Here is a 25,105-nt window from a genome sequence, read left to right as displayed (position 1 = left end):
CACCATCCCCTCAGTCCAATGAAAAGCCCCCGCCAGCAGGACTGGCGGGGGCTTTCTTGTCTCCTGGTGCCCGTGATCGCGGGGGCAGCGGGAGATCATCCGTGAGCGATCAGCTGCGCTCGATGGCCAGTGCGACACCCTGGCCGCCGCCGATGCACAGGGTCGCCAGACCCTTCTTGGCATCGCGCGCGATCATCTCGTGTACCAGCGTGACCAGTACACGGCAGCCGGATGCCCCGATCGGGTGGCCCAGCGCGATGGCACCGCCATTGACGTTGACCTTGTCGACATCCCAGCCCAGCTCCTTGTTGACGGAGAGCGCCTGGGCGGCGAAGGCTTCGTTGGCTTCGACGAGATCGAGATCTTCCAGGCTCCAGCCGGCCTTCTTGAGGCACAGGCGGGTGGCGGGAGCCGGCCCGATGCCCATGATCTTCGGGTCGACACCGGCGTTGGAGTACGCCTTGATGGTCGCCAGCGGCGTCAGGCCAAGTTCGCGGGCCTTGTCGGCGGAACACAGCATGACCACGGCGGCACCATCATTGAGCGCCGAGGCGTTGCCTGCGGTGACGGTACCATCCTTCTTGAAGGCTGGACGCATGCCGGCGAGTTTCTCGGCAGTGGTGCCGGCACGCGGGTTCTCGTCGGTGTCGAAGACGATCGGGTCGCCCTTGCGCTGCGGAATCTCGACCGGAACGATCTGGCTCTTGAAGCGGCCCGCCTCGATGGCCTCGCAGGCCTTCTGCTGGGATGCGGCAGCGAAGGCATCCTGCGCTTCGCGGGTGATCTCGTACTTCTCTGCCAGGTTCTCGGCGGTGATGCCCATGTGGATATCATTGAAGGCATCCCAAAGTCCGTCGTGGACCATGGTGTCGATCGCCTTCCAGTCGCCCATGCGCTTGCCATTGCGGGAGTTGGGCAGCACATGAGGAGACAGTGACATGTTCTCCTGACCGCCGGCCAGAATCAGCTGGGCATCGCCACAGCGGATGGCCTGGGTGGCCAGATGCAGTGCCTTCAGGCCAGAGCCACAGACCTTGTTGATGGTCATCGCCGGCACGCCTTCCGGCAAGCCTGCCTTGATGACGGTCTGACGAGCCGGATTCTGGCCGCAGCCTGCCGTCAGCACCTGGCCGAGCAGAACTTCGTCGACCTGATCACCGCTCACCCCTGTGCTGGCGAGGATATCCTTGATGACATGAGCCCCGAGGTCAGCGGCGGAAATGCCGGCGAGGCTGCCACCGAAGGCACCTACGGCGGTACGACGAGCTGCTACGATCACCACATCTTGCATCTGAACGCTCCTGTTCTCTCGCGAGACTGTCTGAGTCAAAGACGCTGCGCCCTGCACTGTCGAATCGGGTAGAGGGCTTGCAGCCTTGCTGATGCGAGATTCCAGCATAAGGCAGTGTTGTGCAATGCGGCAATCGTCAAAGCGTCGTGGGTCTGTCAGCCATTTGCCATACGTGCTTCGGGTGCGCCCCTTTGCGTGGCCATCAACGACGACGCCAGCTCCGCTTTCGCGGGGCTGGCGTCGTCGTTGCGTGTTTCATTGCCGTGGGAGGACGGCGATCAGGCCATCTGCACCGGAATGGCGTTGGCCGTGTGGCTGACCTCATTGCCTTCCATCAGATAGACCATGGAGGGCTTGTGGGCCTCCAGCTCGCTCTCGGCATAGTTGGCGAAGGCGCAGATGATCACGCGGTCGCCGACGTCGGCCTGGTGGGCCGCGGCACCATTCACCGAGATGATCTTCGAACCTTCTTCACCGCGGATGGCATAGGTGGTGAAACGCTTGCCATTGTCCACGTTGTAGATCTGGATCTGTTCATACTCACGGATGCCTGCCATGTCGAGCAGGTCACCATCGATGGCGCAGGAGCCTTCGTAATTGAGAACGGCATGGGTCACGCGGGCCATGTGCAGCTTGGCCTTGAGCATGATGGCTTGCATCGGGATATCTCCGGTTGAGCGCCGCCGGGCGCAGGAGGCCTTGATGACCGGAACGCGGGACACGGTCGTGAAGGCAGGGCGGCGCAGTCTATTCAGGCATCAGGCCACCGGCAAGGCGACCTTCAGGTTATCGAGCAGACGGGTACGTCCCAGGTGTGCCGCGACCAGAATCACGGCATCACGGGTGTCGTCCTGCACCGGGCCCAGGTCCTCGGCGCGGCGCAGTTCGAGATAGTCCGGCTTGAAGCCGCACTCGCTGATGGCGGCCAGCGCGACGCGCAGGGCCTCGGCAGGCGCGGTGCCACTTTCGAGGCTGTCCTTGAGCGCATTCAGGCATTGCGCAAGGCGAGGGGCGATGGCGCGTTCCTCGGCGCTCAGGTAGCCGTTGCGCGAGGAGAGTGCCAGACCATCCTCGGCACGCACGATAGGCACGCCGAGGATCTCGATCCCGAAGTGCAGATCACGATTGAGCTTGCGGATCACCGCCAGCTGCTGGAAATCCTTCTCGCCGAAACAGGCGACATCGGGACGCACCAGATGGAACAGGATGCTGACGACGGTGGCCACGCCATCGAAGTGTCCCGGTCGGTTGCCACCGCACAGGCCTTCGGAGACCCCCGGGACCTGCACGTTGCACAGTCCGGTGCGCCCTTCGGGGTACAGCTCCGCTGTCGACGGGGCGAACAGCAGATCGCAGCCCTCTGCGGTCAATGCGTTCTGGTCATCGACAAGCGTGCGCGGGTAGCTGTCGAGGTCTTCGCCCGGCCCGAACTGCAGCGGGTTGACGAAGATGCTGGCGACGACGAAGTCCGCCTGTCGGCGTGCCGCGCGCACCAGGGACAGATGGCCTGCATGCAGATTGCCCATGGTGGGCACCAGCGCGATGCGCAGGCCCTTGCGGCGCACCTCGTCCAGGCGCTCGCGCAGGGCGCTGATGTGAGTGAGGGTCTCCATCAGAAGGTGTGCTCCGCTGCCGGGAAGCTGCGTTCCTTCACGGCCCGATGATAGGCAGCGAAGGCGTCCTGCACGCTGCTGGCCTCAGCCATGAAGTTCTTGACGAAGCGCGGCTTGCGGCCCGGTGTCAGGTCGAGCATGTCATGCATGACCAGAATCTGGCCGTCCACCTCGACGCCTGCGCCGATACCGATCACCGGCACCTCGACCGCATCACGAATGCGTGCGGCGAGCTCGGCAGGCACGCACTCGAGCAGAATGATCGCGGCACCGGCGGCTTCAAGCGTGCGGGCGTCGGCGATCATCTGCGTGGCGCGCGCTTCCTCGCGGCCCTGCACCTTGTAGCCTCCGAAGGCATGGACATGCTGCGGCGTCAGGCCCATGTGCACGCAGACCGGCACGCCACGCTGGACGAGGGCCGTGACGGCCTCGGCGAGCCAGGCTTCGCCTTCCACCTTCACCATCTCGGCACCGGCACGCATCAGACGTGCGGCATGGTCGAGAAGTATCTCGGTGCTGGCATTGCTCATGAAGGGAAGATCAGCCATGACCAGGCTGCCCTGTTTGCCACGCGCGACGGCCGCGGTGTGGTAACAGATGTCATCGATGGTGACAGGCAGGGTGCTGGTGTGGCCTTGCAGGACCATGCCGAGGGAATCGCCGACCAGCAGTACTTCAATGCCGGCTTCTCCAGCGAGGTGGGCGAAGGTCGCGTCGTAGGCAGTGAGGCAACTGAACGTCTCACCGTCGGCCTTGAGGCGGCGCAGGGTGCTCAGGGTGACGTTTTTCATCAGGAAGCGTACTCGTTGCGGCGCGTGTGCCTTGTCGTGTCCGTGGCGTCGGACGGACGACGTGGCCAGGATCGTCGCAGGCGGGGAGCCATGTACGCGACCTGACAGGACGAGCCGGTGTTACCAGAAAGTGTTACCGAGCCACGATCAGTGGGCGCATCGGTAACAATGTGGCGAAACTCTACTCCCGAGGCCCGAGGGGGAGCAAGTCATCTCCTTCAACCCGCTGTGCCAGCGTCTCCAGGTCATCTTCGCTCAGGGAGGAAACGCGCACGGGGCCCAGCAGGTCCGCCAGTGGACGCAGCACGAAACCTCGTGTGAGCATCTCGGGGTGCGGCACTGACAGGCGCGGGGTAGCGATGGAGCGATCATCGAACAGTAGAAGGTCCAGATCCAGGGTGCGAGGCCCCCAGTGGCGCAAGCGCACGCGACGGTGCTGCTGTTCGAGTGCCTGCAGTTGATCCAGCAGCGCCAGGGGGGAGAGGCGTGTGGTGAGCTCGGCGACGGCATTGACGAAGTCAGGTTGATCCTGAGGCCCGACCGGCTTGCTGGTATACAGGCGCGAGTGGCGCGTGCAGCGGGTCAGCGGCAGGCGGTCCAGCGCCTCAAGTGCGCGCTCGAGTTGAGCGCGCGGATCGTCAAGATTGGCACCGAGGCCGATCAAGGCTGTCGAAGTCATGCGAGGTTCCTGCGTCGGCACGTCAGTGCTCAGCCTTGTCCACGACCATTGCGACGGCGTTTGCCGCGACGTTTGGTGCCCGCGGGCTTGCTGCCTGCCGGCCCCTCATCGGACACGCCCTCGATCATGGCGACCTGAGCACGGGAATCGACTTCCTGGAAGTCGGTCCACCACTTGCCCAGTCCCGGCTTCACTTCGCCGGCGAATTCCCGCAGCAGCAGGAAGTCATAGGCGGCGCGGAAGCGTGGATGCTCGCGGGTCTGGAAGGCGCGCTTGCCACGGCGACGCGGCAGCTTGGCCTGCATGTCCCAGATCTCGCGCATCGGGATGCTGAAGCGCTTCGGAATCGAGGTGTGGTTGAGCTGACGGGCGATCGCCTGCTGAGCCGCCTGGTGGGCGGCCGGGATATCCGGCATGCCACTGGCGATCAGCTGGTCGGTGCGTGCCTTGACGCCAGGCCACAGCAGCGCAGCGTAGAGGAAGGCCGGCGTGACCGGTTTGTCGTCACGGATACGATCATCCGTGCTCGCCAGCGCCTTCTCGATCAGCGGCATGGACCAGTGATAGTGCGCGAAGCTCTCTTCCGTTTCCGGGAACAGCATCTGGAACAGACCGAACTCACGCAACAGGTGGAACGTTTCCAGAGCGTAGCCGGACATGAACAGCTTCAGCACTTCCTCGAACATGCGTGCCGGCGGAATCTGCAGCAGCAGCGGTGCCAGCTCGTACATCGGTTCGGCGGTGGCTTCCTCGATGTCGAAGTCCAGCTTGCCGGCGAAGCGGACCGCCCGCAGCATGCGGACCGGATCTTCGCGATAGCGCGTTTCCGGGTCACCGATCAGGCGGATCATGCGCGCTTCGATGTCACGCACGCCATGCGCCCAGTCGTGGATCGTGAAGTCGGACACGTCGTAGTAGAGGGCGTTGATCGTGAAGTCGCGGCGCAGCGCGTCCTCCTCGATGGAGCCCCAGACGTTGTCGCGCAGCAGCATGCCATCTTCCGACTGCTGGGTATGCTGGCTCGGCGTGCTGTCGGCAGGCTTGCCACGGAAGGTGGTGACCTCGATCACCTCACGGCCGAAGCGTACATGCACGATGCGGAAGCGTCGGCCAATGATGCGTGCGTTGCGGAACAGCTCGCGGACCTGTTCCGGCGTGGCGTTGGTCGCCACGTCGAAGTCCTTCGGGCGCTCGCCGAGCAGGGCATCACGGATGCAGCCACCGACCAGATAGGCCTGATAGCCGCCGCTCTGCAGGCGATAGAGCACCTTCAGCGCGTTTTCGCTGAGCTGGCGGCGGGACACGGGATGCTCATCCCGCGGTATCACACGCAGGCTGGGCAGGGTGGCCTCGGGCGCGTCAGTTGCATTGAAAAGCGTCTTCAAGCGGTCACCGGGGCGTTGGAGAAAGCGGGTAAATCCTTTGAACATGCAGCGATTCGACTCGTGCGTAGCAGGCCGCCCAGTGTAGCGGAGGGCAGATACCTTGGCAAAGCGCCGGTCTGCCACTGATGGGCCGAGACTGCACTTCAAGGTGCCTGATGAGGGAAGAAATGCCTCTCGGGCAAGGAAAAAGGGAGACCGATTTCTCGGTCTCCCTTTCAGGTAGAGTACACGCATCCTTGAGCAGATGTTCTTTTTCGTGAAGGCGCATCGCCTTGAATACGCACCACAGTCGCCAATCACGCAGACAGATGAAGCTATTGTTGTTATCTGACCGTCTGTTCAGTGACCATCTCGTATTCAAAACAATCTTCCATTCACCGACGGCTGAATAGCCTCCCCCCGCGAGTTGTTGTTGGGTCGGGGGTGACCCGGGGTCGAGTATCTTGTTGTTGTTGGCACTCGAGGCCGGATTCGTCGCGTCCTGGTCAGTAGATTCCGGACTGCCGATATCTTGTTGTTGTTGGTTCGGCGGATGATGACGTGCGGCCGCTTGTTCTTGTTGTGGCTCCAGCATCCGGCCATGAATCTCGGCCGTGCTTGCCTGTCATCATCAATGTCACTCGCTCGACGAATCTTGTTGTTGTTGGTGTCGAGGGTTTTCGAAGCCTTGCGCAATCTTGTTGTTGTTGGACGCGCTTCGTATTTCCGGTTGTTCTTTTTCTTGACCGTGTTATTGCATCGGATGTGCCACAGCTTAAAAAAAACACGTAATTCAGTCATTTAGACATAGGTCGCTGAGACGTGAGGCGTAGGTGAGGCTGAGGTGTTACCTGACGTGGCCGTTACCGCGCTGGATGGGGGCACTGTTTGGGGTCGATGGTAACAATTGGTGCGAAGGTCTAACGGAGTGACTCGCAAGCTAATGATTGGGAAGTGTTTTCCGGCATGGATTCGGCACTAAAGTCTAGCGAGGCCGGCAGGCAGCCTGCCGAGTCCTGAAGGGTTTGAGTGTTGATGTCTCGAAGACGGCCAGGTGAGTCGTGGGGGCGAGCACCCGCTTGGTGCAATACGGATGGGGAGCCCGCAGGTCGGCTGGTGATCGTGAGCCTGCCCATGCGCCTGCTCGAGGGAGACATGTGCTGATGATGCCTCAGGACGTCGCGCTGCCACGGCGTGCCTTCTTGCGCGGGATACCCAGCCGCTGACGGCGCTCCCACAGATTCTTGCGGCTGATGCCGAGTCGACGGGCTAGCTCCGTTTCGCTCATGTGGTCCTGATGTTCGAGAACGAAATGCTGGAAGTAGTCCTCGAGGGACAGGTCTTCCTCTTCCGGTGTCGGGGTGGCGAGGGGAGGCGCGGGTCGAGGGGGGGCGGTCTCCCGTGCCGGAGAGGCACCTTCAGCCTGCGGACGCGGTGCTGAGGTGACGGGAGGCGGCTGGTGGGCGAGGGGCTCCTGTGGACGGCCGCCAGCAGTATCGCTTCGCAGGACATGCTCGGCGCGCAGGCCCAGGTCTTCCGGGGCGATGATCCGACGGTCTGCCAGGATCACGCCGCGCTCCAGGGCATTCTCGAGCTCGCGCACATTGCCGGGCCAGCCGTACTGATGGATCTCCTGGCGCGCACGCTGTGACAGCCGCATCCCCTCCCGGGCATGCCGGCGCGCGATGCCCTTCAGCAGGTGTTCGGCCAGTTCCAGCACGTCATCTCCCCGCTCACGCAGCGCAGGCAGGTCAATCTCCATGACGTTGAGGCGATAATAGAGATCCAGGCGGAATTCGCCGGTCGCGGAGAGGCGGTGCAGGTCGCGGTGAGTGGCCGCGATCAGGCGGACATCCACATGGCGCGTCTCGATGGCGCCGACGCGACGTATCTCACCCTCCTGAAGGACACGCAACAGGCGAGCCTGAGCATCCAGCGGCAGTTCCCCGATCTCATCCAGGAACAGGGTGCCGCCATCCGCGGCTTCGATCAGGCCGGTGCGTGAATTCGTCGCGCCGGTGAAGGCGCCCTTTTCATGCCCGAACAGCTCGGATTCGATCAGGGTTTCCGGAATGGCGGCACAGTTGACGCAGATCAGCGGTGCCTGATGCCGTCCGCTCTGGCGATGGATCGCACGTGCGACCAGTTCCTTGCCGGTACCGGATTCGCCAAGTACCAGTACGGTGACATCCGCGGGGGCCACCTTGCGGATGCGGGTATAGACCTGCTGCATCGCACGGCAGTGGCCGATCATCTCGACGTGCGAGCCGGTAGCTCCGGAATGAGAGGAGGGGCGCGATGAGGGGGACGGCGCATCGTCATTGCGCGGCAAGGCCAGCGCCTCACGTACGCTGCGCGCGAAGGCCTCCTGATCGAAGGGTCTGGGCAGATAATCCGCGGCGCCGGCTTTCAGGCAGGCGATGGCGCCATGCAGGCTGGGGGGATCCGCCAGCAGGATCACCGGGGCAGGGTGACTGGCCTCGAGAACGGGCTTGGCGTGTTCTCCGGCGAGCGCGACATCGCAGATGACCAGTGCAAACTCGCCGGGTTTCTGACGACAGGCGTCTTCAAGTCCATTGGCATGCACCACGCCGTGCCCGTCGCGCTCCAGCAGATGCTGAAGGGCAGTGCGTGTGGCACCTTCCTTTTCGATGATCAGAATCCGGGCCATGGAATGCTATCGCTCGCCTGATGGAGTGCGTGAAGAAATGAGATGGCGCTGATGCCTTGGCTATCTCGTACAAAGTCTCCCCTGTTCCCCGTGGACTGGCAATCCGACAATCGTGGCTGGCCTGGTCGTCATGGAAATGGCGTGGCCATGCGCAGTGACTGGGCCGCGCCAACGTTCGCGAGCGACCAGCGTGGCGTGGCGTGCGCCAGTTGTTCCGCGGTGCTGGCAGTGGCCAGCTCGGCTGGCGGTGCCTGCCCGAGCAGCGTCAGCGTGTGATGCAGCAGTTGGCGAATGGCGACTTCATCGACCGGCAGGGCCGGGGCCAGGTTCTGCTTGGAGAGCTTCTGCCCATTGTCGGCGGTGATCAGTGGCAGGTGCGTCAGGCGCGGTGTGGGGAGACCAAGGGACGCCTGCAGGAGGCGTTGCCAGGGCGTGTTGTCGAGCAGGTCCAGGCCGCGTACGACGTCGGTGATTCCCTGTTCGGCATCATCCACCACCACGGCCAGCTGATAGGCCCACAGGCCATCGCGACGCTTGAGCACCACGTCGCCGAGTGCCGCCAGTTCCTGCTGGATCGGGCCTTGCAGGCGATCGTGCCAGCCGGCGATGGCACCGGCTCCACCGAAGCGCTCTGCCGCTCGCACGTCCAGACGCCAGGCGTGCTCGCCAGCGGGTGGCTCATCGCGATCGCGACACCAGCCCGGGTAGACCGCGAAGTCCCGCCACTGCTTGCGGGAGCAATCGCAGGGATAGGCGATACCCGTGGCCTTGAGCTTCGCGAGCGCCTCGTCGTAGGCGGCATGGCGATCACTCTGATAGCGCACCGCGCCGTCCCAGTGCAGCCCGAAGGCCTCCAGCTGACGCAGGATGGTGTCGGCGCTGCCTGCGGGGCAGCGTGGCGGGTCGATGTCCTCGATGCGCACCAGCCATTGGCCAGCGTGATGCCGGGCATCCAGGTAGCTGGCCACGGCCGCCAGCAGTGAACCGGCGTGCAGTGGGCCAGAGGGGGTCGGGGCAAAACGGCCACGGTAGGTGGTGGGCATCGGCAGGGCTCCGGCGTCCGTGATTGGGGGAATGTCTGGCTGTCCGGACCCCAACGCATACGGGCACCGCTCCAAGGAGGGTGCCCGTATGGGGGATGAGGTCGACGGCGGGCCGTCGGTTCACCGACAGCGGGGCTTAGCGGCCCAGCTGCTTTTCCTTCAGCTCGGCCAGTGTCTTGCAGTCGACACACTGGGTCGCGGTCGGGCGTGCTTCCAGTCGGCGGATACCGATCTCGACGCCACAGGCTTCGCAGAAGCCGTAATCGTCCTCATCGATGTTCTCGATGGTCTCGTTGATCTTCTTCAACAGCTTGCGCTCGCGGTCACGCGTTCTCAGTTCGAGACTGAAGCCCTCTTCCTGAGTGGCACGGTCTGCAGGGTCCGCGTAGTTGTTGGCATCTTCCTGCAGGTGACGCACGGTGCGATCAACCTCTTCCATCAGCTCCTGTTTCCAGTCCAGCAGGATTTGACGGAAGTGCGCTAGCTGCTTCTCGTTCATGTACTCTTCACCCGCTGCCGGCTCGTACGGGGTGAATTTCTTAAGCGCTTCCGGCTTGGTTTCAGCTACTGGCATGGGACCGCCTCATTCCGCAAGGTGACTTGGGCCGTCGACAGTCTGTTGCACTGCCTCCTTGGCCACGGCGAGGGGGCTGTCCTGACTGCTGCCCTCGCGAGAAGATCAGCTTATTTAGCGTAAAAATGACAAGTTTGCAACCGAACTCCGACGATAGTTTGTGCCGGCTCATGAACAGGCCTGTTCACGCAAACATGCATTTTCCTGTGAAAAGGGGGTGGGAATGGGCCTTGGCAGGTGCCTAGAATGAAGCTTCCGTCACGAGGAGTGCCATCATGCAGTTTGCCCGCCGTCTTGAATCCGTTGCCGCCTTTCGCGTGATGACGCTGCTGGAAGCCGCCCAGGCGCGAGAGGCTGCCGGGCATGATGTCATCCATCTGGAAGTGGGCGAACCCGACTTCCCGACCCCTGCGCCGGTGATCGCGGCCGGCCAGGCGGCATTGGCCGCCGGCCAGACTCGCTATACGCCCGCCTGTGGCCTGCCCGCGCTGCGCGACGCCATCGCGGCAGACTACCAGCGCCGTCACGGTGTCACGGTCTCGCCCTCGCGCATCATCGTCACGCCCGGTGCCTCTGGCGCTCTGCTGCTGGCCACCCTGCTGTGTGCCGAGCGCGGTGACAGCGTGCTGATGGCGGATCCGACCTACCCGTGCAATCGCCATTTCATGGGGCTGGTCGATGCCCAGCTCGACGTGGTGCCTGTCAGCGCCGAGAGCGGCTGGCAGCTGACCGCGGAGCTTGCCGATGAGGTCTGGCGCGAGAACACCCGTGCGGTGATGGTGGCATCTCCTTCCAATCCCACCGGGCACGTGTTGTCGCCACAGGAGCTGCAGGCGCTGGGGGAGCTGTGCAGAGCCCGAGACGCTCACCTGCTGGTCGATGAGATCTATCAGGGCCTGACCTATGGCGTGCCTGCACATACGGCGTTGGCGGAATGTCCGGATGCCTTCGTGATCAACAGCTTCTCGAAATATTTCGGCATGACCGGCTGGCGACTGGGCTGGCTGGTGGCGCCGGAAGCGGCGGTCGAGCCGTTGTCGCGCCTGGCCCAGAATGTCTTCCTGGCCGCCTCCACCCCCGCGCAGCATGCGGCGCTGGCGGCCTTCACGCCGGAGTGCGAGGCCGAGCTCGAACGCCGCCGCCAGGTGCTGGAGGCGCGGCGCGGCGTGCTGCTGGCCGGACTCGAGCGTCTCGGGCTGGCACCGTCGGTTCCCCCGCAGGGCGCCTTCTACGTCTGGCTGGATATCTCGCACTTGAGTCATGACAGCGAGGCCTTCTGCCGTGCCTTGCTGGAGGAAGAGAACGTTGCCATCACGCCGGGGACCGATTTCGCGCTGGCAGATGGACGTCGCCATGTGCGGATCGCCTTCACGGCCGATGAGGCGCGTCTGCGCGAAGCCCTGACGAGACTTGAGCGCTTCCTGGAGCGGCGTGCTGCCCCGGCGGGAGCATCTGCCTGATGCAGTTGACAGGGTTGTATCGTGGTCGGCTGATCCGGCGCTACAAGCGCTTCTTCGCTGAAGTGGAGCTGCTCGAGGGGGAACGGGCAGGCGAGGTGGTGACGGCGCATTGTCCGAATACCGGCTCGATGCGTGCCGTGTGCATGGAAGGCTGTGAGGTGTGGCTGTCACCGTCCAACAATCCGAAGCGCAAGCTTGCCTGGACCTGGGAGCTGATTCGCCTGCCCCTGGACCCTCCCGGGGCTGGCGGTCGGCGTGAGGCCTTGGTGGCGGTGCATACCGGGCGTGCCAATGCGCATGTCGAGGCGGTCCTGCGGGAGGGTGACTCGTCAGAGTGCCCGCCTGTACTGCATGCTGCGCTGCGTGAGAGAGGGCTGACGAATCTGGCGCGAATCGAGCGGGAGGCGCGGGTCGAGGTCATGCCAGCAGGCAGTGAGGTCGCGGAGCGCTCGCGGCTCGATTTCCAGCTATGGCCGCGCGATGAGCAGGCCGCCTCGATCTATGTCGAGGTCAAGCAGCTCACCCTGCGTGAGTCGGATGGGCATGGGTATTTTCCGGACTCGGTCAGTACGCGCGCGCGCCGTCACCTTGCCAGTCTTGCCGCGCTGGTCGCGGCCGGTCATCGCTGTGTGCTGGTGTTCTGCGTCGCGCACGATGCCATCGAGGATGTCGCGCCGGCGGCTCACCTGGACCCGGCCTATGCCGAGGCCTTCGCCGCGGCCCAGGCCGCCGGTGTCGAGGTGCTGGCGCTGAGGATGCAGGTCGCACTGGCGCCCTGTCACGATGACGCGAGGCAGCCGCTCTGGCAGGCGTCGTTGACCCTCAAGGAGGTGCTGCCGCTGCACGAGGCGCGCTTCTGCGGGTAACGCCTGAGCTCACTCTGATCATCGCGGGGCACTTCAGTGCCGACTCTTCAGCACCAGCTGCGCCGGCGAGCCGTCAGGCCGCTCGATCGTCATGTCCAGCGCGGTCAGTCGCTGCCCCGTGCAGGGGCCACTGAGGCACAGGCCCTGCTGCGGCTCGAAGCAGGCCTGGTGACGATGACACAGGATCAGTCCGCCGGTGGCGTCCAGATAGGGGTCGCGGTGTTCGCGCTCGTCGTGGGCGGGGTCAGCGATCAGGCGGCTGCCGCGGTGCGGACAGGCGTCGAGATAGGCGTGCAGTCCATCGGCCAGCCGGATCAGCATGGCCGGGCGGCCATCCTCGAGCCTGATCGGCAGGCTGCAGCCGATGCGCAGCTCCGGCAGTGGCAGGCGGAGCAGGCGGCGTGTCATGCGGGTCTCCTCTGAGTGGGCGAGCGGCGTTGGTGAAGAACGCGGTGCGTTCGGGCATCAGGGGGCTCGCATCGGGTATCATGGGGCAATGACGGCCAGCAGGGAATGCTCGGCTGCCGCTGGCAGTGCTCGACCTTCCGTGCGCGATGGACTGTGTCGCCGTTGGCCATTATCGCCTTTCTTCACGCCTGGTTATCTTCATGTCGCTATTTCATCGTCCCGCCTTCCTCCGTCCTGCCCCAGCTGGGCAGGCAGGCCTCACGCGTCGCCAGTTGCTGGCTGGCCTGGTCGCCGGCGTCGGCGGTCTCTCGTTGCTGGGGAGCGGGGCGCTGCAGGCGGCTCAGGCGCCGCCGGGGCCGCTTCCGCCCTTGCCTGCCTGGCATGATCCCGACGCCTCACATCCGTTGCTGGGCAGCATTCTCGTGGCGCAGGGCAATCGACGCCTGTCACCGGCGGCACTGGTGGACTGGGCGCAGGCGCATCCGCTGGTGCTGCTGGGAGAGCATCACGACAACCCGGATCATCATCTGCTGGAGCGCTGGCTGATCGATGCACTGGCGGCACGTCGTCAGTTGGGTGGCGTGGCAATGGAAATGCTGGATTCCCGTCAGGATGCGGCGCTGTCACTGGTCAATCGCACCTCGCTGGCCGTGGCGGGCCTGCCGGATGAGGAGCTGATGCGCCTGCTGGCATGGGATGCACGCTGGAAATTCACCGATTACTCGAGCGTGTTGCGTGGTGTGCTGGACAGCGGCGCCCCCCTGTCGTCCGCCAGTCTGACCAGAGAGCAGGTGCGCGCGGTGATGGCCCAGGACCAGACGGCGCCAGCACTGCCGGAGGCCGTGCTGAGGCTGCAGCGCGAGGCGCTGGATGAAGGCCACTGTGGTCTGCTGGGGGCAGAGCGCCTGGATGGTCTGCTGCGTGCCCAGCTGGCGCGTGATCAGCAGATGGCGGAGCGTCTCGAGGCGCTGGCCAATCGCGATGCCACGGCGTTGCTGGTGGCCGGCAGTGGCCATGCGCGGCGCGATATCGGCGTGCCGCGCTGGCTGACCCGGGATTCGCTCTCCATCGCACTGATGCCGGTGGCCTGGGGGGAGGAAGGTCAGCCGCTGACCCAGCTCGATGACTATCTTCCGGAAAGTGCGGGGGCGGCCCCGGCGTACGACCTGGTGTGGTTCACCCCGGCCGTCGCTCAGACGGAGGATGCCTGCGCGGGACTGCGTGAGGCGGCGGATATCGCCACGCCGGATCTGCCAGGCTGAGAAAGCGGGCCGGGCGAGCAACGCTGGCATGAAAAAAGGCACCTCCTGTGAGGTGCCTTTTGCGTTCTTGCATCGCGTCGCTCAGTCGGGCTGCGCTCAGTCGGGCTGCGATCAGTCGGACTGCGATCAGTCGGACTGCGATCAGTCGGGCTGCGGTCAGTCGGGCTGCGCTCAGCCGCTCTTGACGTCGACCTGGCCTTCCGCGCGACGACGGGCCGCTTTCTGCGGCGTGGCATCCCCGTCGGCGTCATTGGCCTGGCTGTCGTTGCTGCCGGCCTGCTCGCGGAAGCGATCCTCGATATACGTGATACGAGTGCGTCCGTGGGGCACCGGCTTGAAGTCGGCATCGACACTGACCAGCACGATGCGGTCGATGGTCAGGATGCGTTCACGCGTGATCTTGTTGCGGATCTCGACGCACAGCGAGATGGACGTGCGGCCAAAGGCGCTGGCGGTGATGCCCAGCTCGATGATATCGCCCTGGCGCGCACTGGAGACGAAGTTGATCTCCGACATGAACTTCGTCACCACGCGGGAAGTCCCCAGCTGGACGATGGCGTAGATGGCCGCTTCTTCGTCGATCCAGGCCAGCAGACGTCCACCGAACAGGGTGCCGTTGGGGTTGAGGTCTTCGGGCTTGACCCATTTGCGGGTATGGAAGTTCATGCACTCTCTCCTCGGGATGCCGGCGCACCTCACCGGAAGTGCGAGCCGTGATCCTCAGCTGCGTTTACCCCGAAAGTATATAGACTTTAGTTGCGACTGTCTGTGCATGGCCCGGATAGCGCAACGCTATCGCGCCGCGGGGAGAGCGCGGGGAGAATTGACGGCGTCATGACGCGAAACGGCCGGCAGGGACTCCATGTCGGCCGTCTTTCCAAAGGCGGTGTGGCGAGTGTGATCAGCGCTTGTCGGGCGGACAGTTGTCGCGGCAGACGCGGAAGATGGCCACCTCTCCGAACAGATTCGGCCACCAGGTCGCCGCCGGATGTGGCTCGTGATCGCCATTGCCGACTGCGCGGTCGATGATCTTGAGGCCCTGGGCACGACACAGCCGCTCGAAATCCGCAAAGGTCGAGAGGTGGATGTTGGGGGTGTCGTACCAGGCGTGCGGCAGTGACTTGGAGACCGGCATGCGCCCCTTGAGCCCCAGGTGCAGGCGGTGACGCCAGTAGGCGAAATTGGGGAAGGTGATGATGGCTTCACGTGAGACGCGCATCATCTCTTCCAGCGCACGGTCCGGGCGGCGCAGTACCTGCAGGGCCTGGGACATCACCACGCGATCAAAGGTGTCATCGGCGAAATTGGCCAGACCATCATCGACGTTCTGCTCGATGACGTTCACGCCGCGCGCCACGCAGGCGCTGATGTTGTCGGGATCGATCTCCAGTCCGTAGCCGAACACCCCCTTGGTCTCCTTGAGCGAGGCCAGCAGGGTGCCATCCCCACAGGCGAGATCCAGCACGCGGCCACCTTCGGGAATCCAGTCGTGGATCTGGGCGAGGTCGTTACGCATGGCTGGCCTCCTGGGGAGCGGTGTGCAGGGGAGAGGCTGCGTTGCAGGCCTTGTCGTATGCGCGGGTCAGGAAGTTGCCCAGCACTGCCTGATAGCGCTCTCCCGGCAGCAGGAAGGCGTCATGGCCGTGAGGAGAATCGATGTTGGCATAACTGACGTTCTTGCCGGCATGGATCATGGCGTTGACCAGCTCGCGCGAGCGTGAAGGAGCGAAGCGCCAGTCGGTGGTGAAGCTGACGACGAGCACCGGGCAGCTGATCGGTGCCATGGCCGCGGCCAGATCATCGCCGGCCGTGGCGGCGGGATCGAAGTAATCGAGTGCCTTGGTCATCAGCAGGTAGGTGTTGGCGTCGAAGGCGGTGGAGAAGGTGTCGCCCTGATGGCGCAGATAGCTCTCGACCTGGAAGTCGACGTCGTAACCGAAGTTGAGGCGGTCCTGGCGCAGGTCACGCCCGAACTTGGTCCCCATCGAGTGCTCGGAAAGATAGGTGATGTGACCGACCATCCGGGCCAGCTTGAGACCGCGCTTGGGCACGGCATCGACGCGTGAGTACCAGCCGTCATGGAATTCCGGGTCCGAGCGGATGGCCTGGCGCGCGACTTCGTTGAAGGCGATGTTCTGCGCCGAGAGCTTGGGGGTACAGGCGATGATGGCGACGTGCCCGACGCGCTCGGGATGATCCATCGCCCACTGCAGTGCCTGCATGCCGCCCAGTGAGCCACCGACCACCGCGGCGAAGCGCGTGATGCCGAGACGTTCGGCGAGGCGCTTCTGACTCTCGACCCAGTCCGGCACGGTCACCAGCGGGAAATCGGGGCCCCATTGTTCGCCCGTTTCCGGGTTGATCGAGGTCGGGCCGGTACTGCCGTGACAGCCGCCGATATTGTTCAGCGCGATGACGAAGAAGCGTGAGGTATCGATGGGCTTGCCGGGGCCGATGTAGTCGTCCCACCAGCCGGGCTTGCGATCACTCATCGCGTGGTAGCCGGCGGCGTGATGGTGTCCGGTCAGGGCGTGGCAGATCAGGAGGGCGTTGCTGGCATCAGCGTTCAGCTCGCCATAGGTCTCGTAGACCAGCGAGTACTGTTCGAGGCGTCTGCCGCAGGCCAGCTCCAGCGGTGTATCGAAGTGGGCAGTCCGGGGCGTGACGAGACCGACCGAATCCGGGGGAAGGGAATCAGGCATCGTGGTGAAGGTTTCCAGCATCATGTCCAGCAGAGTGTTCGGGCAGAGCCCGTGTCCGGGGCGCGAAGCCGCGGTGATGCGCCTTGTGGGCGTCTCGTGCACCGTGGTTCTGGCTTCGGCCGAGGGATCACTCTAGCACAGCGTCGGGCGCGCGTGAGCCAGTGGCGCGGGCAGGAAGCACAGGCGCCCGCAGCGGAGGTTCCGTTGCGGGCGCCTGGGGGGGACACCGCGAAGCGGCGATGTCACGTCTGGCAGGGAGGAGCGTGCGTATCAGCCGAAGACGCTACGCAGCATGCCGATGGTCGGCAGCGTCTGACTGACCAGACTGCCGATCAGGTTGAGGGCGATGAACACGAAGATCGGCGACAGATCGAGCATGCCGATCGACGGGATCACCTTGCGCACCGGCTTCATGATCGGGTCCACCAGCTGATGGACCAGGATGGCGCCCGGGTGGTTGGCCTGGGGGGCGACCCACGACAGGATGATCATCGCGATCAAGGCGAAGAAGTAGATGTTGATGATGCTGTCGAGCATGGTGCCCAGTGCCGTCAGCGCGATGAAGCCGATCGGCAGCATGCCGCCGAACAGCGCGCCGATGGCGACCAGCACCAGGCTGACGACGATGAAGGCGGCCGCCAGCGTGGCGATGTCGAAGCGCCCCAGCGGGCGCAGGATGCCCTGCAGCGGTGCCACCAGCGGATTGGTCGCCTTGACCACCGACTGGGTGACCGGATTGTAGAAATCTGCACGAGACAACTGCAGCAGGAAACGCAGCATCAGTATATAGACGAACAGTTGCAGCAGGATGGTGACCAGCTGAAGTCCGATGTTACCCATAGCACCCATGGGGCCTTCCTTAAGACGGTGAGTTGAGGACGCGAATCTGGTGTCGGCGTGTCATGCCATCAGCATGCCAATCCGAGATGAACGCAGCATGATGGCGGTTTCCCGAGTGGGCTGCCAGTCAGGCGCTCTGCACGCTGCCACTCGTGGCGTGGCAATCCCGCCACAGGGGTTACTGGTCCAGCTCACGCGCCAGCTCTGCAGCCCTTGCGCTGGACGCCTTGGCCGCACGGCTGACGATCTCGCGCAGGCCATCTCCCTCGAAGCTGTTGATGGCGCGTTCGGTGGTGCCATTCGGCGAGCAGACACGGCGACGCAGCTCTGCCGGCTCGTGCTCGCTGGTGAAGGCCATCTGCGCGGCGCCGCGTCCGGTCTGGATCGCCAGTCGGCGCGCCGTCTCGGCATCCAGTCCCAGTTCGATACCGGCGGCTTCAAGCGCTTCGATGAACAGGAAGAAGTAGGCCGGGCCGGAACCGGAAATTCCGGTGACCGCTTCCAGCAGACCTTCTTCCTCGACCCATTCGACGATACCGACCGCGGTCAGCATCTCGTCCATCAGCGCACGTTGCTCATCGGTCACGCGCGAGGTGGCGTAGAGGCCGCTGGCACCGACGCCCACCAGCGAGGGGGTATTGGGCATGCAGCGGATGATGGCAAGCTCTCCCCCCAGCCAGCGCTCGAGACTGTCGCAGGTGATGCCGGCCGCGACCGAGATGACCAGCGGCTTGCGCTCCTGTACGGCAGGCGCCAGTGCCTGGCAGACGTCATGCATCATCTGGGGCTTGACGCCCAGCACGATGACATCGGCACGTGCGACGGCGTCAGCGTTGTCCTGGGTCGTGGTCACGCCGTAGCGTTGCTCGAGCGCCTCGAGGGTATCGCGTGAACGGGCCGTCGCGATGATGCGGTCTGCCGGATAGCCGGCCTCGATCATGCCGCCGAAGATGGCGCTGGCCATGTTGCCGGCACCGATGAAGGCGATGGTGCGGGGAGTGGCGGAGGTCTGGTGCGTCATGCGGTGCTCCTGATCGTTCGGATGGGATGGACCGGCGAGCGGTGAGTCTGTGCACTTTACCGCGGCTGCTTCGCGAGAGTGACGTTCGTGGCAGTGAACCGTGCGTCCGAGGCTGCCGGAGGTGACTCGTCCGCGGGCTGCGCATGCGTCAGTGGCGTGCGTGAATCGTGTGCGGGCGGCATCAGTGAGTGGTATCAGTGGGCGCTGGAATAGTCACGCGCTCCGAAGAGGGCCGTGCCGAGACGGACCAGCGTCGCGCCTTCGGCGACGGCGGCCTCGAGGTCACCACTCATGCCCATGGACAGGGTGTCGAGCTTGGCCTGAGGGTAGCGGGCCGCGGGGAAGCGAGCCTGCAGCTGCTCCAGCAATACGCGCAGTGTCCTGAAGGGCGCCTGCCTTTCCTGCAGGTCAGCCTCGGATGAGGCGGGGGCGGGAATCGCCATCAGGCCTCGCAGTCGCAGGTTGGGCAGTGCCAGCACCGTCTCGGCCAGGGCAATCAATTCCTCGGGTGTGACGCCTGCCTTGGTGGCCTCGCCGGAGACGTTCACCTGCAGACAGATGTCGAGTGGCGGCAGGGTCTCGGGGCGTTGCTCGCTCAATCTGCGAGCCACCTTCTCACGCTCGACGGCATGTACCCAAGAGAAGTGTTCGGCAATCGCGCGGGTCTTGTTGGACTGGATGGGGCCGATGAAGTGCCATTCGATATCGGTGAGGTCCGACAGCGCCTGCTGCTTGTCCAGCGCTTCCTGCAGATAGTTCTCGCCGAAGGCCCGCTGGCCATTGCGCCAGGCAGCACGAATCATCCGGTCGGGCTTGGTCTTGCTCACCGCCAGTATCCGGGCTGCCTCTACGTTGCGTTTACTTGCCAGCAGTGCCTTTTCCAGCCGCGCACGGGCCTCTAGGATACACTGAGTAACACAAGCTTCGTCGTCGGGGACTGCAGTCATGCGGCTCGGCTCCAGAATTTGCGAAATATCTTCACGGTTGATGGCTCGGCGTCGTGGGCGCCACCGGTAGTATGGGCTGGATAGGGCGTTCGTCATGATATCCACCGCACCATCTGCTGAAGAGCCACATCACACTTACACCCGAGTCCACGGGACTCGTTGGTACAAGAGCTTCGGTCTTCGCGAGGGATCTGCATGGATATTACCGAACTGCTGGCTTTTTCGGCAAAACAGAACGCATCGGATCTGCACCTGTCCGCCGGCCTGCCACCGATGATTCGCGTCGATGGTGACGTACGACGCATCAACGTCCCTTCGATGGATGACAAGCAGGTGCGTGCGCTGATCTACGAGATCATGAACGACAAGCAGCGTCGCGACTTCGAGGAGTTCCTCGAGACGGATTTCTCCTTCGAGGTGCCGGGCGTCTCGCGCTTCCGTGTCAATGCTTTCCATCAGGGGCGGGGGGCGGGTGCCGTCTTCCGTACCATCCCGTCGGAAGTGCTGACGATGGAAGATCTGGGTCTCGGCGAGGCGTTTCGCAAGATGTGCATGCTGCCGCGTGGCCTGATTCTGGTCACCGGTCCGACGGGGTCGGGCAAGTCGACCACGCTGGCGGCAATGATCGATTACATCAACGAGAACAAGTACGACCACATTCTCACCATCGAGGACCCGGTCGAGTTCGTCCACCAGTCCAAGCGTTGCCTGGTCAACCAGCGTGAAGTGCATCGTGATACCCACGGCTTCGCGCCGGCTCTGCGTTCGGCACTGCGTGAGGACCCGGACGTCATTCTGGTCGGCGAGCTGCGAGATCTCGAGACCATCCGTCTGGCACTGACGGCCGCCGAGACCGGGCACCTGGTCTTCGGCACCCTTCACACCACCTCGGCGACCAAGACCGTCGACCGCATCATCGACGTCTTCCCGGGCGAAGAGAAGGCGATGGTGCGTTCGATGCTGTCCGAATCCCTGCAAGGGGTCATCGCGCAGACGCTGCTCAAGAAGGTGGGCGGCGGGCGCGTTGCAGCGCACGAGATCATGCTTGCCACTCCTGCCATCCGCAACCTGATCCGTGAGGACAAGGTGGCGCAGATGTATTCCTCCATCCAGACAGGTGGTGCGTTGGGGATGCAGACGCTGGATTCGGCGCTGACGCGACTGTTGGCCGAGGGGCTGGTGACCAGCGAAGACGCGCAAGCGAAGGCCAAGGGGCTGCTGGGATAGTGCGCGACGGCCGTGCAGTGGTGTTGCCAGACGACATCAGTGACAGGGCAATGCCCATGGCCGAATCCAGGTCGAGACAGGCGAGACGGCACGCCTGAAGACCATCACGGGCGTTGTCTTCGTCGGGACGGATGGTCGTTGCGATAAACGATAATAAAACCGTAGTTTGAATGTGACTTCACAGAGTGGATCGGGACACGGCTCATGACTCCTCATGAATGGCTGCAGGAACTCCTGCAGTTGATGGTCAGCAAGGGCAGCTCGGATCTTTTCATCTCGACGGGGACTCCGCCGCAGATGAAGGTCAATGGGCGAATGGCGGCGCTGGGTGACAAGAAGCTCGGTGTCGATCAGGTGCGAGAACTGGTGCTTGCGCCGATGAGCGACATGCAGCGAGAGCGCTTCGAACAGGAGCGTGAGGCCAATTTTGCCCATAGTTTGCCGGGGGTGGGGCGTTTCCGGATCAGCGCCTTCTATCAGCGTAGCCAGATGGGCATGGTCATCCGTCGCATCCAGCTGTCGATTCCCAGCCTGGAAGAACTGCGCCTGCCGGAAATCATCAAGAGTCTCTCGGAGACCAAGCGTGGTCTGGTGATCTTCGTCGGGGGCACGGGTGCCGGCAAGTCGACCTCGCTGGCGTCGATGATCCAGCACCGCAACCAGACCTCAAGTGGCCATATCATCTGCATCGAGGATCCGATCGAGTACATCCATCCCCATCAGCGCTCCATCGTGACCCAGCGCGAAGTGGGGATCGACACCGAGTCCTTCGAGGTGGCGCTGCGCAACACGCTGCGCCAGGCGCCGGACGTGATCATGATCGGCGAGATCCGTTCGCGTGAGACCATGGAGCATGCGCTGACCTTTGCGGAAACCGGTCACCTGTGTCTGGCGACCTTGCACGCCAACAACGCCAACCAGGCGCTGGATCGCATCATCCACTTCTTCCCGGAAGAGCGTCACGAACAGGTATGGATGGACCTGTCACTGAATCTCAAGGGCATCGTGGCCCAGCAGCTGCTGCCTCACAAGAGTGGCAATGGCGCACAGCGAGTGCCGGCCATCGAGGTGATGCTGCGCTCGCCGCTGATCGTCGATCTGATCCGCAAGGGTGCGGTGGTGGAGATAAAGGACGTGATGAAGCGCTCCCAGCAACAGGGCATGATGACCTTCGATCAATCGCTCTATGCGTTGCATCAGCAGGACCTGATCACCGAGGAAGTGGCATTGGCGCATGCCGATTCCGCCAATGACCTGCGTCTGATGATCAAGTTCGGCGATTCCGACAGTGCTCAGGAAGCGCAGCTGGATGTGATGAATGCCGCCAGTCGCTTCTCGCTGCAGGACGACGATGGCTGAAGGCCGTGGAGAATCTGGCCTGCGACGGTAGATGTCCCAGGTACTCGATGAAGCCGCGCTTCTGTTTTGCCAGGAGCGCGGCTTTTTCATGTCTGCGCGCGATGGGTCAGCGTGCGTAGAGGCCCCCCAGGACTCTGGGGCCGCGTGCTCCCGTCACGCTGACGAGATTGCCGGGGCGCTCCAGCACTCTGCGGGCGGCCAGCCACGCGAAGGCGCTGGCTTCGAGGAGATCGGCATTCCAGCCAAGCGAGGAGCAGGTGGTCAGGCCGGTGGGGTGGCTTGCATGCGCAAGGCGCCGTTCGAGCGCGGCCATCAGGGCGGTGTTGCGCGCTCCGCCACCACAGGGTGTCAGTCCCGCCAGTGATACGCCGGTATGCTCAAGTGCACGCGCGATGCTCTCTACCGTCAGACTCAGCAAGGTGGCCTGCACATCGACAGGGGCCTCGCTGCCTGTCAGGTGCTGCTCCAGCCAGTCGAGATGGAAGTCCTCGCGTCCGGTACTCTTCGGCAGCGGTCGAGTGAAGTAATCCGCGCTGAGCAGACGATCCAGCAGCTCCTCGATGACATGGCCGCTGGCGGCCCAGCTGCCCTGCGGATCAATCGCGGCCCCCTGATGGCGTGCATGCCAGGCATCCAGCAGGCAGTTGGCCGGGCCGGTATCAAAGCCGATCACTGCCGCCTGCGTGTCCAGTGGCGGGAGCAATGTCAGGTTCGCGATCCCCCCCAGGTTCAGCAGTCCCCGCCACTGGTCTGGCTGAGCGAACAGCGCTGAGTGAAATGCCGGTGCCAGAGGCGCTGCCTGCCCACCGGCCGCCAGATCCCTGCGGCGGAAGTCTGCCACCACGGGGATGCCGGTCAGCTCGGCCAGCAGGCTGGGGTTGTCGAGCTGCAGGGTGTAAGGCGTCTGACAGGGCTGATCGCTGAAGCCATGCGGGCGATGCTCGATGGTCTGTCCATGACTGCCGATGGCGCGAATGTCTTTCGGTTCCAGTCGCTGGCGAGACAGCAGCTGGCGGATCGCGTCGGCGGCCAGTTCGGCCAGCGCCAGCTCGGCTGCGGCAAGATCACGAAAATGCGCATGGTCCTCGTGCATCAGACGCCAGAGGCGAGTGCGCAGGGGGTCCGGAAGCGGCAGATCCAGACCGTCGATGAAGCGGATGTGCTCGCGCAGCGCAATGCAGTCCTGATGGGGTTCGATATCGAGCAGGGCGACATCGAGGCCGTCGAGGCTGGTGCCTGTCATCAGGCCGAGGTAAAGCGCCATGGAGATCTCCCGGGCAGTGAAACGTGGGTCAGCGAGTCTGCCGTGCGCCCCCGAGTCGCGGAAGTCTGGTTGGCATCCTCATGGCCAGAGGCAGAGCAGGGGTGCATGGTCTGCGTGTCATGCTAACATTCTCGGCCAACATGCCCCGTTACGAGGGGAGCAGCAACGGTCAGAGAGGGCAGGATGAGCGACAAGTCAGTAGTGGAAGCGCTGGAGATCATCAAGCGCGGTACCGATGAGGTGCTGGTCGAGGAAGAGCTGATCAAGAAGCTCGAGTCCGGACGCAAGCTCAGGGTCAAGGCGGGTTTCGATCCGACGGCGCCGGACCTGCACCTCGGGCATACCGTGCTGATCAACAAGCTGCGTCAGCTGCAGGATCTTGGCCACGAGGTCATCTTCCTGATCGGGGACTTCACCGGACGCATCGGTGATCCGACCGGCAAGAGCGTGACGCGCAAGCCGCTGACCGAAGAGGACGTGAAGGCCAATGCCCTGACGTATCAGGAGCAGGTCTTCAAGATTCTCGACAAGGATCGCACGCGAATCGCCTTCAACTCCGAATGGATCAGCAAGCTCTCTGCCAGCGACATGATCGAACTGGCGGCTTCCAGCACGGTGGCTCGCATGCTCGAGCGCGATGATTTCGACAAGCGTTACACCGGCAACCAGCCGATCTCCATTCACGAGTTCCTCTATCCCCTGATCCAGGGCTATGACTCCGTGGCGCTGGAGGCGGATATCGAACTCGGCGGTACCGATCAGAAGTTCAACCTGCTGATGGGCCGTGAGCTGCAACGCCAGCGTGGCCAGGAGCCGCAGGTCGTGATCACCATGCCGATCCTCGAAGGTCTGGATGGCGTGCAGAAGATGTCCAAGTCGCTGGGCAACTACATCGGTATCAATGACCGTCCGGGCGAGATGTTCAACAAGATCGTCTCCATGCCGGACTCGCTGATGTGGCGTTACTTCGAGCTGCTCTCGCTGCGCCCCATGGAGGAAGTGAAGGCGCTGATGGCCAGCATCGAGAATGGCGCCAATCCGCGCGACATCAAGATGGAGCTGGCTCGCGAGCTGGTGGCGCGTTTCCACGATGAAGAGGCGGCTGCCACGGCTCACCTCTCCAGTGGCAACCAACTGGCAGAAGGTGAGCTGCCCGCGGACATGCCGGATGTCACCGTGAGCCTTGAAGGGGCAGAGGTCGCGCCGATCGCCGCCGTGCTCAATCGTTCAGGTCTGGCCAACAACAGCGCTCAGGCCAAGGACATGCTCAAGAATGGTCGCGTGAAAGTCGATGGAGACGTGATCGAGCCTTCCTACATGGCGCCTTTCGATACGGCCATCGTCATCCAGGCTGGCAAGAAGCGCTACGCACGTGTGACGGTGACTCGCTGATCCGACGCGAGATGTCTGACCGACCATTCGGCCCCGCCATTTCTGGCGGGGCCGAATGTGTTTCTGGCCAGGGAAGAAAGGTGTCAGCAAGCGACGGCGAGACGAGGCCAAAGGAGCAAGAAGAGGTGATAAGGGAAAAGGTGTCGCCCGCATGTCCTCGAAATGACAATCGATGGAAAAAGCCCTTGCCCTCAGCCAGGATCGTGCGTAAAGTACGCATCCGCTGCCGGGGACGCATGGCGTTACCAGCGGTAAAAGAGGTTTGCAGGTGATTGTTTTGTTTGATGTTTTTGAAGTCCGCTTCCAAATCATCGATTGACAATTCCGGGCG

24 protein-coding genes are annotated in these 25,105 nt (G+C 63.7%); 6 read left to right on the top strand and 18 right to left on the bottom strand.

Translation table 11 applies throughout. The features are described 5' to 3' along the window. Positions 1-109 precede the first annotated feature (109 nt). From HXS65_RS09760 to dksA, 9 genes are all read right to left on the bottom strand, one after another. Positions 110-1,291, bottom strand: coding sequence for an acetyl-CoA C-acetyltransferase (locus HXS65_RS09760; protein ID WP_084209482.1), 1,182 nt, complete (start codon positions 1,289-1,291; stop codon positions 110-112). 278 nt (positions 1,292-1,569) lie between these two features. Next, positions 1,570-1,950: an aspartate 1-decarboxylase gene (gene panD / locus HXS65_RS09755; protein WP_077379473.1), complete on the bottom strand. Its 381-nt coding sequence runs from the start codon at positions 1,948-1,950 to the stop codon at positions 1,570-1,572. Positions 1,951-2,049: 99 nt separating this feature from the next. Continuing rightward, positions 2,050-2,904, bottom strand: coding sequence for a pantoate--beta-alanine ligase (panC, locus tag HXS65_RS09750; protein ID WP_176493784.1), 855 nt, complete (start codon positions 2,902-2,904; stop codon positions 2,050-2,052). Continuing rightward, positions 2,904-3,695, bottom strand: coding sequence for a 3-methyl-2-oxobutanoate hydroxymethyltransferase (gene panB / locus HXS65_RS09745; protein ID WP_176493783.1), 792 nt, complete (start codon positions 3,693-3,695; stop codon positions 2,904-2,906). The genes panC and panB overlap by 1 nt, the downstream gene beginning before the upstream one ends. Positions 3,696-3,876: 181 nt before the next feature. After that, the gene (gene folK / locus HXS65_RS09740; RefSeq protein WP_176493782.1) at positions 3,877-4,374 is read right to left on the bottom strand and encodes a 2-amino-4-hydroxy-6-hydroxymethyldihydropteridine diphosphokinase; all 498 of its coding nucleotides are present in this window, start codon (positions 4,372-4,374) and stop codon (positions 3,877-3,879) included. 29 nt (positions 4,375-4,403) lie between these two features. Beyond that, positions 4,404-5,804 carry a polynucleotide adenylyltransferase PcnB gene (pcnB, locus tag HXS65_RS09735; RefSeq protein ID WP_176493781.1) on the bottom strand — a complete coding sequence of 467 codons (1,401 nt, stop codon included), beginning with the start codon at positions 5,802-5,804 and terminating at the stop codon, positions 4,404-4,406. 1,105 nt (positions 5,805-6,909) lie between these two features. Beyond that, entirely contained in the window at positions 6,910-8,409 is a 1,500-nt protein-coding gene (locus tag HXS65_RS09730; protein WP_176493780.1) for a sigma-54 dependent transcriptional regulator, read from the bottom strand. A 128-nt stretch (positions 8,410-8,537) separates the two neighbouring features. After that, positions 8,538-9,452, bottom strand: a complete 915-nt coding sequence (gene gluQRS, locus HXS65_RS09725) for a tRNA glutamyl-Q(34) synthetase GluQRS (RefSeq protein WP_176493779.1) — start codon at positions 9,450-9,452, stop codon at positions 8,538-8,540. Positions 9,453-9,588: 136 nt separating this feature from the next. Next, complete coding sequence (gene dksA / locus HXS65_RS09720; RefSeq protein WP_077379460.1) at positions 9,589-10,026, bottom strand: RNA polymerase-binding protein DksA; 438 nt, start codon at positions 10,024-10,026, stop codon at positions 9,589-9,591. 275 nt (positions 10,027-10,301) lie between these two features. Here dksA and HXS65_RS09715 point away from each other — a divergent pair, with 275 nt between their 5' ends. Together HXS65_RS09715 and HXS65_RS09710 are read left to right on the top strand one after the other, a co-directional pair. Continuing rightward, a complete protein-coding gene (locus HXS65_RS09715; RefSeq protein ID WP_084209477.1) occupies positions 10,302-11,486 on the top strand; it encodes an aminotransferase class I/II-fold pyridoxal phosphate-dependent enzyme in 1,185 nt (394 codons plus the stop codon). Continuing rightward, positions 11,486-12,352, top strand: a complete 867-nt coding sequence (locus tag HXS65_RS09710) for a DNA/RNA nuclease SfsA (RefSeq protein ID WP_176493778.1) — start codon at positions 11,486-11,488, stop codon at positions 12,350-12,352. Before HXS65_RS09715 ends, HXS65_RS09710 begins: the two co-directional genes overlap by 1 nt. Positions 12,353-12,385: 33 nt before the next feature. Here HXS65_RS09710 and HXS65_RS09705 read toward each other — a convergent pair whose 3' ends face one another. Then, positions 12,386-12,760 (bottom strand): Rieske 2Fe-2S domain-containing protein, encoded by a 375-nt coding sequence (locus tag HXS65_RS09705; RefSeq protein ID WP_176493777.1) that lies wholly within the window; start codon positions 12,758-12,760, stop codon positions 12,386-12,388. A 200-nt stretch (positions 12,761-12,960) separates the two neighbouring features. Here HXS65_RS09705 and HXS65_RS09700 point away from each other — a divergent pair, with 200 nt between their 5' ends. After that, entirely contained in the window at positions 12,961-14,022 is a 1,062-nt protein-coding gene (locus HXS65_RS09700; protein WP_176493776.1) for a ChaN family lipoprotein, read from the top strand. A 171-nt stretch (positions 14,023-14,193) separates the two neighbouring features. Here the strand turns inward: HXS65_RS09700 and HXS65_RS09695 are convergent, their stop codons facing one another. From HXS65_RS09695 to HXS65_RS09670, 6 genes are all read right to left on the bottom strand, one after another. Continuing rightward, positions 14,194-14,688 carry an acyl-CoA thioesterase gene (locus HXS65_RS09695; RefSeq protein ID WP_077379450.1) on the bottom strand — a complete coding sequence of 165 codons (495 nt, stop codon included), beginning with the start codon at positions 14,686-14,688 and terminating at the stop codon, positions 14,194-14,196. A 235-nt stretch (positions 14,689-14,923) separates the two neighbouring features. After that, complete coding sequence (gene metW, locus HXS65_RS09690) at positions 14,924-15,538, bottom strand: methionine biosynthesis protein MetW (RefSeq protein WP_077379447.1); 615 nt, start codon at positions 15,536-15,538, stop codon at positions 14,924-14,926. Beyond that, a complete protein-coding gene (locus HXS65_RS09685) occupies positions 15,531-16,724 on the bottom strand; it encodes a homoserine O-acetyltransferase (protein ID WP_077379977.1) in 1,194 nt (397 codons plus the stop codon). The genes metW and HXS65_RS09685 overlap by 8 nt, the downstream gene beginning before the upstream one ends. A 270-nt stretch (positions 16,725-16,994) precedes the next feature. After that, complete coding sequence (locus HXS65_RS09680; RefSeq protein WP_077379444.1) at positions 16,995-17,573, bottom strand: YggT family protein; 579 nt, start codon at positions 17,571-17,573, stop codon at positions 16,995-16,997. Between the two features lie 169 nt (positions 17,574-17,742). Next, positions 17,743-18,585: a pyrroline-5-carboxylate reductase gene (gene proC / locus HXS65_RS09675; protein WP_084209472.1), complete on the bottom strand. Its 843-nt coding sequence runs from the start codon at positions 18,583-18,585 to the stop codon at positions 17,743-17,745. A gap of 194 nt (positions 18,586-18,779) precedes the next feature. After that, the gene (locus tag HXS65_RS09670; protein WP_077379440.1) at positions 18,780-19,532 is read right to left on the bottom strand and encodes a YggS family pyridoxal phosphate-dependent enzyme; all 753 of its coding nucleotides are present in this window, start codon (positions 19,530-19,532) and stop codon (positions 18,780-18,782) included. Between the two features lie 195 nt (positions 19,533-19,727). Here HXS65_RS09670 and HXS65_RS09665 point away from each other — a divergent pair, with 195 nt between their 5' ends. Both HXS65_RS09665 and HXS65_RS09660 read left to right on the top strand, forming a co-directional pair. Then, positions 19,728-20,759: a type IV pilus twitching motility protein PilT gene (locus HXS65_RS09665; protein ID WP_084209471.1), complete on the top strand. Its 1,032-nt coding sequence runs from the start codon at positions 19,728-19,730 to the stop codon at positions 20,757-20,759. 204 nt (positions 20,760-20,963) lie between these two features. Next, complete coding sequence (locus tag HXS65_RS09660) at positions 20,964-22,118, top strand: PilT/PilU family type 4a pilus ATPase (protein WP_077379436.1); 1,155 nt, start codon at positions 20,964-20,966, stop codon at positions 22,116-22,118. 106 nt (positions 22,119-22,224) lie between these two features. On the opposite strand, the gene HXS65_RS09655 is transcribed toward HXS65_RS09660, so the two are convergent. After that, positions 22,225-23,382: an anhydro-N-acetylmuramic acid kinase gene (locus HXS65_RS09655; RefSeq protein ID WP_176493775.1), complete on the bottom strand. Its 1,158-nt coding sequence runs from the start codon at positions 23,380-23,382 to the stop codon at positions 22,225-22,227. 183 nt (positions 23,383-23,565) lie between these two features. Between HXS65_RS09655 and tyrS the strand changes: the two genes are divergently transcribed. Next, complete coding sequence (tyrS, locus tag HXS65_RS09650; RefSeq protein ID WP_084209468.1) at positions 23,566-24,774, top strand: tyrosine--tRNA ligase; 1,209 nt, start codon at positions 23,566-23,568, stop codon at positions 24,772-24,774. On the opposite strand, the gene HXS65_RS17485 is transcribed toward tyrS, so the two are convergent. After that, positions 24,725-25,105: hypothetical protein (locus tag HXS65_RS17485; RefSeq protein ID WP_218015073.1), on the bottom strand; the 381-nt coding region annotated here is incomplete at its 5' end. The two genes, tyrS and HXS65_RS17485, sit on opposite strands and share 50 nt — an antisense overlap.

It is taken from the genome of Cobetia sp. 5-25-4-2, assembly GCF_013374075.1.
GTDB classification, from domain to species: Bacteria; Pseudomonadota; Gammaproteobacteria; order Pseudomonadales; family Halomonadaceae; genus Cobetia; species Cobetia marina.
This window is presented reverse-complemented; position numbering and strand designations above follow the sequence as displayed.